At 63.3% G+C, this 12,173-nt stretch carries 10 protein-coding genes and 2 pseudogenes; 5 read left to right on the top strand and 7 right to left on the bottom strand.

Going from position 1 to position 12,173, the window contains the following annotated elements; all coding sequences use genetic code 11:
• Nucleotides 1-27: 27 nt before the first annotated feature.
• From OG405_RS09675 to OG405_RS09665, 3 genes and pseudogenes are all read right to left on the bottom strand, one after another.
• Nucleotides 28-1,116 (bottom strand): IS630 family transposase, encoded by a 1,089-nt coding sequence (locus OG405_RS09675; RefSeq protein WP_327150874.1) that lies wholly within the window; start codon nt 1,114-1,116, stop codon nt 28-30.
• Between the two features lie 75 nt (nt 1,117-1,191).
• A pseudogene (locus OG405_RS09670) lies at nt 1,192-1,521 on the bottom strand (transposase); the annotation flags it as partial.
• A gap of 102 nt (nt 1,522-1,623) precedes the next feature.
• Nucleotides 1,624-1,800 (bottom strand): hypothetical protein, encoded by a 177-nt coding sequence (locus OG405_RS09665; RefSeq protein WP_327151276.1) that lies wholly within the window; start codon nt 1,798-1,800, stop codon nt 1,624-1,626.
• A 103-nt stretch (nt 1,801-1,903) separates the two neighbouring features.
• On the opposite strand from OG405_RS09665, the gene OG405_RS09660 reads away from it, so the two are divergent.
• The 5 genes and pseudogenes from OG405_RS09660 (at nt 1,904) to OG405_RS09635 (ending at nt 6,552) form a co-directional block, all read left to right on the top strand.
• Nucleotides 1,904-2,311, top strand: coding sequence for a nuclear transport factor 2 family protein (locus tag OG405_RS09660; protein WP_327151275.1), 408 nt, complete (start codon nt 1,904-1,906; stop codon nt 2,309-2,311).
• 150 nt (nt 2,312-2,461) lie between these two features.
• Nucleotides 2,462-3,633 (top strand): IS3 family transposase gene (locus tag OG405_RS09655; RefSeq protein WP_327151274.1). Its coding sequence is split into 2 segments (ribosomal slippage): nt 2,462-2,717 and nt 2,717-3,633, totalling 1,173 coding nucleotides; the frame shifts between segments, so codons are not numbered across the junction.
• 361 nt (nt 3,634-3,994) lie between these two features.
• Nucleotides 3,995-5,236 carry a cytochrome P450 gene (locus OG405_RS09650; RefSeq protein WP_327151273.1) on the top strand — a complete coding sequence of 414 codons (1,242 nt, stop codon included), beginning with the start codon at nt 3,995-3,997 and terminating at the stop codon, nt 5,234-5,236.
• A gap of 446 nt (nt 5,237-5,682) precedes the next feature.
• Nucleotides 5,683-6,136, top strand: a pseudogene (locus OG405_RS09645) (IS1380 family transposase); the annotation flags it as partial.
• Between the two features lie 95 nt (nt 6,137-6,231).
• Nucleotides 6,232-6,552, top strand: coding sequence for a hypothetical protein (locus tag OG405_RS09635; protein ID WP_327151271.1), 321 nt, complete (start codon nt 6,232-6,234; stop codon nt 6,550-6,552).
• Between the two features lie 176 nt (nt 6,553-6,728).
• Here the strand turns inward: OG405_RS09635 and OG405_RS09630 are convergent, their stop codons facing one another.
• The 4 genes from OG405_RS09630 to OG405_RS09615 form a co-directional block, all read right to left on the bottom strand.
• A complete protein-coding gene (locus OG405_RS09630) occupies nt 6,729-8,246 on the bottom strand; it encodes an ISL3 family transposase (RefSeq protein WP_327151270.1) in 1,518 nt (505 codons plus the stop codon).
• A 233-nt stretch (nt 8,247-8,479) separates the two neighbouring features.
• Nucleotides 8,480-9,145, bottom strand: coding sequence for an MspA family porin (locus tag OG405_RS09625; RefSeq protein WP_327149627.1), 666 nt, complete (start codon nt 9,143-9,145; stop codon nt 8,480-8,482).
• A gap of 81 nt (nt 9,146-9,226) precedes the next feature.
• Nucleotides 9,227-9,901: an MspA family porin gene (locus tag OG405_RS09620; protein ID WP_327149626.1), complete on the bottom strand. Its 675-nt coding sequence runs from the start codon at nt 9,899-9,901 to the stop codon at nt 9,227-9,229.
• A gap of 1,592 nt (nt 9,902-11,493) precedes the next feature.
• On the bottom strand, nt 11,494-12,159 hold the full coding sequence (locus OG405_RS09615; RefSeq protein WP_327151269.1) for a flavodoxin family protein: 666 nt from the start codon (nt 12,157-12,159) through the stop codon (nt 11,494-11,496).
• Between the last annotated feature and the right edge of the window lie 14 nt (nt 12,160-12,173).

Here is a 12,173-nt window from a genome sequence, read left to right as displayed (position 1 = left end):
GTCGCGCTGTTCGCGGCTAGTGCCTCGTCAAGCAACGTTGGATAGGTAATCGGGGCGCCGGATTGTGGAGTTGACGGCGAAGTCTCGTTTGGGTCGGGCGTGCTGGTTGTGCCAGCGGATGTAGGCGCCGATCGCGGCGTCTTGTTCGTTGTGGCTGCGGTGGTCGGTGCCGTTGAGGGCGAAGTACCGCAACGCGGCGAATTCCGATTCGATCCAGTTCAGCCAGGACGAATAGGTCGGCAGGAACACCAACTCCACGTTGTTGGCCGCGGCCCAGTCCCGAACTTCGGCCCGTTTGTGCGGGGAGAAGTTGTCGGCGATGACGTACAGCTTCTCGCCGGGCCAGCGGGCCCGCAGTGTTTTCAGGAAGGCCAGAAACTCGATCCATCGTTTGCGGTCCCGGATCCGGTAGTGAATACGGCCGGTGGCCAGGTCCAACGCCCCGAGTAGATGCCGCACTCCGTGGTCGCGGTGGTAGGTCGCCCGCAGCCGGCGCGGCTTGCGGGCCGGGAACCAGCCGCGCCCGGGGCGGGGTTGCAGGTTCAACGGCCCGAACTCGTCGACACAGATCACTCGCCCGTCGGCGGGTGGGTGGTCGTAGAGGTCCAGGATGCGGTTCATCTTGGTGGTGAAGTCGGGGTCGGTGCCTGCTTTCCAGGTCTTGGTGGCCTGCCAGGACACGCCCTGCTCGCGCAGGATCGTGCGTAAGGTTTCGCGGCTGATATCAGCGATTTTGCTGGTGGCCAGCATGTCTCGGAGTTTCGACAGGCTCCACGTCGAGAACGGATAGCCGAGGTCGCGGGGGCAGCACCGGGCGATGCAGGCGATACGTTCACGCGTCGCCCGATCGGTCTTCGGCGGTCTGCCCCCGCTCCATTTTGGGTCCAATGCTTCGAACCCCCGTTCGTTGAAGTCGTGGATCACTTGCCGCACATAGGCTTCCGAGACCTGCATCAGCCTCGCTATCGCCGGAACGGGTTGATGTTGCGCTGAGGCCATCACCACGATCGCGCGTCGGGTCCTGATCGGCTGTTTGCTGGTTTTGGTGATCTTCTGCAGTCGGCGTCCCTCTTCCGGAGACACCTCCCGCACGAATACTTCTGGTTTCCGGGCCATCGACACCACCTCCACGGGCAGCATCGCCGTCGGCAAGCACACGATCAAACCGACACCCCGGAATACCGGCGCAACCTATCTGGACGAGGCACTAGCGACGTTTTTGTGGACACCGCGGCGGGTGAGTTGGTCGGTGAGGTATCCGAACCAGCGTTCGACCTGGTTGAGCCATGACGACCCGGTCGGGGTGAAGTGCACGTGGAAGTGAGGGTGCCGGGCGAGCCATTCGTTGACGATTGGGGTCTTGTGGGTGGCGAGGTTGTCGCAGACCAGATGAATGTCCAGTTCGGCGGGCACGGTCTTATCGATCGTGACCAGGAATTTCTTGAACTCGGTCGCGCGGTGCCGGCGGTGTAGCTCGCCGATGACGGTGCTGTCGGCGATATTGAACGCGGCGAACAGGTTCCACCAACTCCCGCCGCTGCGCCTCGGTCACCACCAACTCCGGCCCCGATCTCGGTCGCCCCGTCCTCGCCACGGCCGAATCCTACAATTAACCAAGGGATTTCAGGCGCGGAACACTAGGTCTATCGGGCGAAGGCCCTGTTCGACGCCCACCGCGACGACTCGGAGTTCGGTTTCCAGTTCCTGGCCGGCGAAGCCGTCGAGGCCGGTGCGGTGATGGCCGGGCGCACCGCCTGGCGCATTCTGCTCGGGTGCGGGATCCGCCTGTTCGACGGACATGACGTCCACCGATCGGACGGGAAAGTTCATTCCATCGAGCCGCTGGAGGCTCGGTTCCATTCGTCCAAGCCGGGCACCGAATGACGTGGTTAGCGTTGCGGCCATGACTACGACACAGATCAAGACCCCATACGATTCGCCCGAGCAAGAGATCAGAACGCTGGCAGAGAACTGGATCGCGGCAATCGTGTCCAACGATGCCACCCGCATCCGAGAATTCATGTCCGAGGACTGGGTGCACGTGTCCGACTACGGCTTCGTCTCGGCCGCGCACTTCTTGAAGGCTGTGGGTTCCGGTGTATTGCGACACTCTGCGATGTCCCGAATCGGGGACCCGCGGATTCAGGTGTACGGTGACCTCGCCGTGTACACAGCCCGTGTCACCAACACGGAGTTCTACCACGACGAGCGCACCGATCGCGACGAGTGGGCCACCGACGTGTACAGCAGGCGAGGTGATTCGTGGATCTGCGTTCTTACGCAAGTCACCAATTCAGGACTGAATCCTTGATTGTCCTGCAGCGAATCTGTTACCCAATTCAGCGCGAAGTCTCACACCACTGTCTGGCTGTCTACCAGTTTTCGCGAACTGAGGTGCCCGGCCCTCTCCAGACAGTGACCCCTGATAGGGCAGTGACGGAAATATGAGGGAAAATAGGTCGTGGCTCAGCAGCGGAAAAAGTACTCACCAGAGTACAAGGACGAGGCCGTGAAAATAGTCCTGGAAAGTGACGGTCGTTCGATCGCGGCGGTCGCACGGGATCTGGGAATCAATTCCGGGACGCTCACCAATTGGGTGGCGGCCTACCGGAAGAAGCACCCGGACGAGGAAGAACCGCTCGCGATTTCGGAGCGAGCGCGGCTGCGTGAGTTGGAGCGGGAGAACCGTGAGCTCCGGATGAAGGCCGAGTTCCTGGAAAAAGCGGCGGCCTTCTTCGCGAGCCGGCAGCAGTGAAATACGAATTCATCGCAGAACTGGACGCGGAGAAGGCCTACTCTGTTGCCTTCATGTGCAGGAACCTGAGTGTGTCCAGATCGGGCTATTACGAATGGTGTACCCGACCGGCCTCGGAGAACGAGAAATGGCGTGAAGAACTGAAACTGATGATCACCGCGATCTTCGACGACTCCCACGGCACCTACGGGCATCGGCGAGTCCACGCGGTGCTGATCTCCTCGGGCCACCAGGTCGACGATGACACCGTCCGCAAGCTGATGCGGGAGCTGGATCTGGTGCCGTGCCAGCCGAAACCATGGCGGCCGGTCACCACCGACGCTGATATCGACCACCGGATCCCCGACCTCGTGGCCCGTGATTTCACCGCCACGGCGCCGGGTGAGAAGTTCGTCTCCGATATCACCTATATCCGGACGAAACAGGGATGGCTGTATTTGGCGGCCGTGCTCGACTGCTACACGAAAATGGTGGCCGGCTGGTCGATGTCCGACCATTACCGCACTCCGTTGATCGCCGACGCACTCGATATGACCGCTACCCGAATCGATATTCGACCGCGGGCGATATTCCACAGCGACCGCGGCTCGAATTACACCAGCTACGATTTCGGAAAGAAACTGCGACAGATGAACATGCGGCAATATGTCGGCCGCACGGGAGTATGCTGGGACAACAGCATGGCCGAATCGTTCTTCGGCACCCTGAAGAACGAATGGCTACATCGAATTACATTCGAAACACGGGATCAGGCACGGCGCGCAGTTGTGGAATACATCGAGACCTTCTACAATCGCAAACGTCTTCACTCGGGACTCGGCTACAAGGCGCCACTGCAGGTGCACGCCGATTACCTGAATCGGCAGACGGCAGCATGAAATAGCCCTTCAGGCCGCTGTCCGGAATCTGCCGGGCCCCTCAAACCATGTCGAAACGAAATCCACAGAACCCCGCCGCCGGGTTACGGCCATGATAACCGTGTGCATCCGAGTCGAATCCGATTGATGACAAGCCGGGCGGCCTCGCCGGGCCGCCCGGCTACCGGCTGGGCACCGTATTCCCCCGAGCCCGTATCACAAAGCGTCACGATCGACGTCTTTGTTCGCCGCTCTCGTCCATGAATGCCGAAAGGGGCCCGCATCGGGCCCACCCGCAGTGATATCGTGCCACCTGTCGACAGGCGGCCGCCGATTTATTCATCCGCAGGACCGTGAACCTGCGGAAATATGAGGATTACCCATGGAACTCTCGCCCCATCGGCCGACGCTCTGTCCCGCGCTCGATGCCTATCAACCCTTCGATCCCGCGCACTTGGCCGACCCCTACCCCCTGTGGGAATCGGCCCAGCGCGAAGCGCCGGTGTTCTATGTCGAGAGCGCCGGATTCTGGGCGGTCACCGGCTACCGCGAGGTACTCCAAGTCACCCACGACACCGACACCTTCACCTCGCGGGACTCGCTGAATTTCAAACCCGTACCGGCACAATTGCGTTCGCGGCTCCCGCTCGGCTTCCCCCAGGGTTACCCGAGCCTGATCAACACCGACCCGCCCGATCACTCGCGACTGCGGCGCGCGGCGAACCAGGCATTCACGCCCGGCAAGGTCAACCTGCGGGTACCCGAAATCACCCAGATCGCCGATGACCTCATCGATACGTTCATAGCGCGGGGCCGGGTCGATATCGTGGCGCATTTCGCCGTTCCTCTTCCGGTACGGGTGATCTCGCGCATCATCGGCGTCGAACCGCACGCCTACGCCGATTTCCAGCGATGGTCCGACGACGCATTTCTGATGTCGAATCCCGTGCTGCCGGATGCGGATCTCCTCCGATGCGCCACCAGTATGGCCGAGCTGGCGGAATACCTCCAGGCGCGCGTTGCCGAGCGCCGTGAAGAACCTGGTGACGACCTTCTCAGCGACCTGTTGTCGAAGGAGGGCGAGACGCTCGCGGTCGAGCAGATCATCAGCATTGCCGCGCAGACCTTGATCGGCGGCAACGTCACCACGACCGATCTCATCGGCAACGCCCTGCTTGTGCTGCTCAGCGATCCGGCACGCTGGGACTCTGTCGTGGCCGCGCCCGACACCATTCCGCAGGTCATCGAGGAGGTTCTGCGAGTGAAGTCGGCGGTGCGCGGGCTGTTCCGCACCACGACCCGCGCAACGGAACTCGGCGGAGTCCAGATCCCGGCACGTGCCACCGTTTGGGTCGTGTTCGCGGCGGCCAATCACGATCTGTCCGTCTTTCCGCGGCCAGGAGTCTTCGATCCGGATCGCGCAAACCTCAACTCGCACCTTTCATTCGGCCGCGGCGCACACTTCTGCATCGGTGCGCCATTGGCTCGGGCCGAAGCGAAGATCGCGCTCGAGCGACTCGCCGCACGGCTCCCGGGCCTCGCGTTGGTCGAACAACAGCAGCTGACCTACCCGGCCTCCCCTATCAGTCAAGGTGTGGACCGCCTCGAACTGACCTGGAACTGAGAGCGCAACTGCGACAGCCGATCGTTCGACCTCGGTTCGAGTCGGATCAGACACCTCGCGCAGGCGTGACTACGACGCCGAACGCAAACCCCAGATCAGGGCCGAGGCCGGGGGCGAGCCTGCCGAGGTGTCCATCCGCCGGCCCCATCACTTCGGGGAGGAAGCGAAGCTGGATTTCGGTGATGTGACGTTCCGGATGCTTGGGGAACTGCTGGTGGTCATGCGGGCCATATCACTCTTCTTCAGTTCGATTCTGGACAGGAAGTAGGAGATGTCGCATACCGAGACCGCGCCTTCGGTGGCGTGCGGCCGCCTAAGCCTCGATCCACCGATCGGTTACTGCCGGGTTTGTGTGGCGTGAATGGAGAAGTGCCCTTTGAGCTGGGAAGATCGCTGTTGTTGAGGCAGTGATCGTTCCGGTTCAGAAGGGCACTTCGGGTGCAAGTTTGCATAGGTGCGCCGCGGAGTCAGCGGTGTTCGATGATCAGAGTCTGGTGTCGCTGGCCGGGCTGGTTCCGGTGATGCGGTTGGCCGAGCGGACCGGGCTGAGTGAACTCCTGACGCAGAAGGTAGCGATCAGCGAGCCGCGGATCCGCTCCGGAGCTCAAACGCCGGGCCGAAGCTGACGACGCTGATCGCAGGGACGTGCGCTGGTGCCGACAGCACCGATGATGTCGGTGTGCTGCGCAGCGGCGGAATGCCCAGGGTGTTCCACCAGGTGTATGGCCGTCCACGATCGGCACTTTGTTGCGGGAATTCAGTTTCGGGCACGCCCGCTAGCTCGAATCGGTGCTGGGTGTGCACCTGTCACGGCTGTGTCAGCGGGTCGATCCCCATAGGACGAGGGAGACCCTGATGGCGATCGACACGGCGAAGTTCAACGAGATCGAGGCGATGCTCGGCGACGACATCCTCACCGACGAAGCCCTGGCCACCCGGTTGCACGAGGCCGGTCTGCCCGAACTCGCCCGCGTCGTCGGGCAGCTTGCGCGGCGATGACCGCAGCGGGCAAGGCCGCCGCCGGGTGGGCGGGGCTGAATCCGCGCCAGCGGCTGTACCTGTCGACGACCCTGGACTTCGACCAGGCGGCCGAGGCCGACATCCGGCATCGGTCGGCGAATGGGGAGAAGACCCCGCCGGCATCGGAGTGGCGGCAGATCCTCTACGACATCAAGCTCCCCAAGGCGATCACCGGCTCAACACGGGACAGCACCCCGAACCGGCCATACCCACCAGCCGAACTCTCATCACGCACAGCTATGAAACCACCAGCGCCGCAGCACCGCTCGTCGAGCGACGAAACCGTTCAGGCTTAGCGCCGGATCCCGGCCATATGCACCACTACCCCCTTTGAAAGCCGATGACGCAAAGAAACTCAGAGAACTCGAACGCGAGAACACCGTGCTCAACGGTTACGTGGATCGGGCGATCCCCACCAAGCGGGACTATCTCGCTATAGGCTCTGGCCCACTTTCGGGGGTGGCTGGTGGGTTCAGGCCAGGAGGATGCGGTGGCGGAGTAGCCGGAACCCGGCGCGGCCATACATTTGTCGTTTGATCAGTGCGGTTTTCGTGTTCACGCCTTCGATCGGGCCGTTGCTGTAGGGCATGCAGAGTCCGGCCAGGACCGCGTGGTAGTCGCGGTCGATGCCGCGCAGGAACGGGTCGAGTTCGGGTAGCGCCGCAGCGCGGGCGCTGGTCATCCAGTCGTCGAGGTCACGGCCGCGGTGTTCGGTGACGATGCGGGCGAACCTGCTCACCAACTCCGCGAGCACCGTCAGGTCCGGGCAGGCCGCCAGCAACTCGCTGAGATGAGCGTGCCGCTGCTCGCCCAGTTCACTGGGGCGGGTAGTGATCCAGGAGGTGAGCCGCCGGGGCGAGGGCATGACCCGATCGGTCTCGGCGCGGCCCTGATTCAGGTACTTGTGCAGGAGGTTCAGACTGCCGGTGTAGCCGAGATCAGTGATCTCGGCCAGCAGGGTAGTGACGGCGACGCCGGGTTCTGTGGCGCGGCGGGTGCGCAGGTGATCGCGGTAGGGGTCGACGAGACTGGCCCGGTATTGCGTTGGGCGGCGCAGCTTTTCGGGTTCGTTGACGCGGGAATACCGTTTGACGGTATTGAGGCCGAGGCCGAGTCGGCGGGCGCAGTCCATGAGTCCGACCCCGTGGTCGAGGAGGTCGTGGATGGCGTGCCAGCGGGCGAGGGTGGTGGTTTCGCGGGTCAACTGCCGGCGTTTCGGGCCGGCTGCAGCCCAGCAGCGGGCGTGGGCGGCGACCACCTTCTCCGCTGCTCGGACCAGGTTGTGCCACAGGTGCCAGCGGTCGGCGATCTGGATCGCGGTCGGGGCCCCACGGCGGATCGCTTCGGCATAGGTCGCCGACCCGTCTCGCACGACGAACTCGACGCCGGGATGGGCCCGCAACCACGTTTCCAGGGTGGCGGAGCGGCGGTCGGGCAGGACATCGACACGCTGGTGGGTCGCACCGTCGATCAGCACGGTCCCGTATCGGTGGCGGCGCAGCAAAGCGAAATCATCCACACTGAGCACCCTCGGCACCTTCTGGCCTTGCAGCGGGATGCCGAGCAGCACCCGCACCGCGGTTTGCCGCGACAATCGCACCGACCACCGCCGCAGCGTTCGGACCGCGGCCCGTCCGGCCAGCTCCCGCACCGTCGCACGCACGTGTCCGGTCAGCCGAGCAGTGCGCCGCTGATAGCGTTCCAGCACGCCGGGGACCTGTTCCCGGAACGTTCGCTGACATCCCTGTGTCGGGCAGTAGAGGCGCCGGACACGCACCCGCACCATCACGCTGCGGCCATCGACCGGCAGATCGGCCAGCCGCCGCTCGTGAACACCATGAACGCGGGCCGATCCCGCACCACAACCCGGGCATTCCGCCACACCACTGGGAGTCCGGGCCTGGACCACCAGCCGCGAACCCGCCACACCCACATCCTCGACAACCAGAGGCGCCAAACCCGAAAACACCACGCCGACAACAACACTCACCTAATCCACCCGGATATCGTGCCGCCCTCACCTCACAGGCACCACCGAAAGTGGGCCAGAGCCCTTAAAAAATACACAGTCCCCACCAAGCTCCTGGCGCGTGCGGAGCTGGAACGAGGACTGCAGCAGTCTGCGACCTGCCTCGGTGTCCTGCTTGTTCATCAACCAAGGTACGGGCCTGCCGCAGCTGCGGCAGGCCCGTATTCGTGCCGATATGTCGGTTCAGCGCTCGGTCAGCCGAGGCTGAACGGCTGACCCCACAGTGTCACGAAGGTGATCACGTTCTCGGTCTCCACCTCGACCTTGACGAAGGACCGGGCCTGCGCGTAACCGCCGCAGCCGCTCAGCCCGATGGTCTGATCGGACCAGGTCACCGAACCGCTGTTGCCCTCGAACTGGTTGTTGGTCGCGTGGTCCTCACTGCCGTAGTCGTCCGGGCTCTCGATATCGAGGACATAGAAGGACTTCGCCTGGCCGGGCCCGACGGTGAGGTTGCCGCCGGTTTCGGCGCTCGGGCTCACGGCGCCCTCGGTATCGACCTCCGCGCCGGCGCCACCCTGGGCACCGCCGCCGTCGATGTTCACCTGGCAACCCACGACATAGCCGGGGAAGATCCTGCCGCCCACGTCCTCGCCGCCGGCGATCTCGACCTGCGCGCTACCGGAGGCCCACGCGTTGCGGTGCACCGGAGTGGCACCCATGGACGGGCTGATGGTGGCCGATTCGCCGACCATGCGCACGGTCACCACCGTGCCGTCGGACAGTGTCTTGACCAGTTCGCCGCCGGGCAGCGGCACAAAGGTGTCGGCGCTGGCGGCCCCGGTCGAGAACAGGCCCAGCGCGATGGTGGTGGCGGCGCCGACGCCGGCCAGGCGCGCCAGATTCTTGCGGTTGATCATGGGGTCATACCCTTCGAAGGGAGAGCTCGCGGGCTGCGCGAGGAAGTTCGGTTCGATGCGACGTGGACGGGGCGCGACAGCTCAGCCGATGCTGAACGGCTGCCCGTACAGCGTGGTCTTCGAGTAGTGGTCGCCGATGATCTCGACGACCGTGTACGACCGCGCCTGCGCGTAACCCGCGCAACCCTGGATCTCGATCTCGGCATCCTGGTACTCCACGGAGTACCGGCCGGGCTTCGTGATGTCCTTGTAGTCGATCTGCACGAACTCGACGTCGCCCGGGCCCAGTTCGAGCCCGACCGAGCCGCCGACTCCACCGCCGTCGAGAGACAGATTCGCGGAAGCTCCGAGACCGATCGCATCCTCGCCGAGGCTCACCTGGCAACCGACGATATAGCCGGTGTTGAGCTGCGAGGCGCCGTGCGTGGACGAGTTGTTGGTGCCGTCCGCCCCGGTCGGACCGTTGTTCGGGCCCGGCTCACCTTTGGGCGTCACAGCCACGTCGGCGACAGCGTTTCCGGAGACCCAGACCACGCGGCCCGCGCCGTTGGCCGCCATGGAAGGCGAAACGACGGCATGCTCACCCGTACGGGTGATGGTCACTCCGGGGCCGGCTTTCTGGCCGTCGGGCAGAGCCACGAAGGCATCGGCATTCGCGGCGCCCGTCGACAGCAGGCCCACGGCCACAGCGGCCGCGGCACCGACACCCGCGATCCTGCCGCCATTACGTACACCGGCGGTGCGGTTCTCGCTCATATTTCCCCTCATCACTTCGGACAAACAACATGGCCTACGAGACTCGGACATCGACTCGCAGGCTCCGACCAGCGGCTTCTGATTCGATATTTACAGGTAGTGACCTGCAGCGACTTTCACCGACAACCGCCCGAGCATTCGGACCGGGGCCCGGCCAGCTCCCACACCGCCGCATGCATCTGCCCAATCAACCGAGCAGTGCGCCGCGGGGTCGGCAGGCCGTGGCCGATGCAGATCCCATGCGCGGGAGCGCCGCTGCGGCTGTGGCGATCCGGGGAACGCTCTCTCCGTGGCCGGATCGTAAGGCTGAACCTCTTACCGCTGTGCTGCTCTGTTGCGCGGTGCACTGGAACTCGCTGTCGTGAGCCAGTTCTCCGGCATAACCACAGGGCTCTCGCGTGCCGGTTTCCTATCCCGCTGCCTCGCTGAGCTTCACTCCGGCCCCAGCTGTCCTCTGCGGAACCCGCTCTCGGGATTGAGCCAGCCGGCAACAGCCTTCCAGTCTTCCGGCGTCATCCGAGGTGTCACCTTCTCCTCGGGTTCCAGGCAGTTCACATGATGTTTCACATACCGGTCATGCTGCGTAATGAAGGCACGACCACACCGCGGACACGGTACTTTCATCTCCTCGTCCAATCGAATCCACGCATCGATGTCAATCGAGCTTCGATAGAAATCTATGGTTCGGCGCTCGCTTCTCCCGAGCCCGAAAGCATTGCCTGGCCAGCTTCGATGCCGACCGAGACGCCCGTCGACGTCAGGTAGAAGACTTGCCTTACGCCGAACGTGTGACCTTGGAACAGTTCCGTATTCGTCAGGGCGAACCGCGCGGGCTACTTCTTGCAGCTGACCCTGCGGACGAACATCGTGCTTAATAGCCCCGTAAGCCCCGGGTAAGCCGGTCAGACTATTGCTTGTCCGATCCTGCTTCCTCCTTCGGGTAGCCGAAGCCGCTTTGCGCGGATCTCGGCGAGCAGTTCGCTATACCCTTCGAGAGCCTGCGCGAGTTGCGACCAGACACGGTGCCTGGTGCACTCGTCTCGCGAATGCAGCACAGTCCACCATGCATCGGCCGATGACATCGCGATACGACTGATGACCTCTCCGAGCGAGTGCGTGTGCATTCGTGCGCACTTCGTGCGCGGCACATTCTTCATCGCCCAGGTGTCTACTTCTCCTATTATGCGATCTATCTCGGCTCGCACCCCATCGTCATCGGCCTCTGACCGCTTTGACGTCGGCCGAAGCCGGTGTCTAATCAGTTCGGCGTGGAGATCGGCGAGGTCGCGGGCCCATACTGGCAGCATCGCGTCCCTCTCGGGCTGACCGGAAACAGCGCGAAGCAGACGATGGGGGTCGGGCAGGGGCACCATCCATGCCGATATCTCGTCGCCTGGTCGAGTGCCATCGCATGCAAAGTCCGCCGGACCCATGGATACTCGGTCGCGACCCTTCGCTGCGGCCATCGAGGGAAGGTCGCCTTGCGGTTCCGTAGGTAGGGATAGAGACATGTTCCATTCCTCTCGTTGATAAAACGTTTTGTCAATGGATTGAGTTCGTGGCCGAGCAGGAGAAGGGGGGAGCGTGCAGGCTTAAAGAGTGCCTATGTGCCTCGACGCCAGGACTGTGTCCCACACTTTATTCGACCGCACGGTATCGAGACGGTAGTCCGTTACTCTGGTTTCGAACAGCCGAGCGCCGAGACGCTTTGCTGCCCCAACTGGGGCGCTGGGGTCATGGATGATCTCACCACGGCTGTTCCCATTACCGACCACGACTCCGCATAATTCTTGATTGAGATATCGTGTGAGTTCCTGGAACTGTGCGATGACCCCGGACGTGGCACCGACGTAGGATTCTTCACAGGAAATCAGCAGGCCTACCTTCTTGTGCATCACGCCCTCGACCACTCGCTCCTGCAATGGTGAACTGTTGGCGGTATAGCAGAAAAGGCGGTCGAAGACCGTCTTCAGGCGTCCAGGCATGCCGTAGAAGTACAGTGGCATTGCGAAGATGAGCCCGTCGGCCGGAATGATCTGCTCGAGAAGGAGTGTCTCGTAGTTGTCGTCGAGTGAGCACATGCGATCAGACGGCCGCCTGCACTGCCGGCAGTTCCCAAGCATGCGATCCACATGCTCACTCAGGAACACGTGACGCACGTCGTGACCCGCCTCCCGCGCGCCGGCGATCGCAGCGTCGGCAAGCACGTGAGAATTGCCGTCCTCTCGCGGGCTGGCGCTGATGATCAATACTCTCATCGAACGATCTCCGA

The organism is Nocardia sp. NBC_01329 (assembly GCF_035956715.1).
Taxonomy (GTDB): Bacteria; Actinomycetota; Actinomycetes; order Mycobacteriales; family Mycobacteriaceae; genus Nocardia.
The sequence above is the reverse complement of the archived record's forward strand: the minus strand, read 5'-3'. Positions and strand labels throughout refer to the sequence as shown.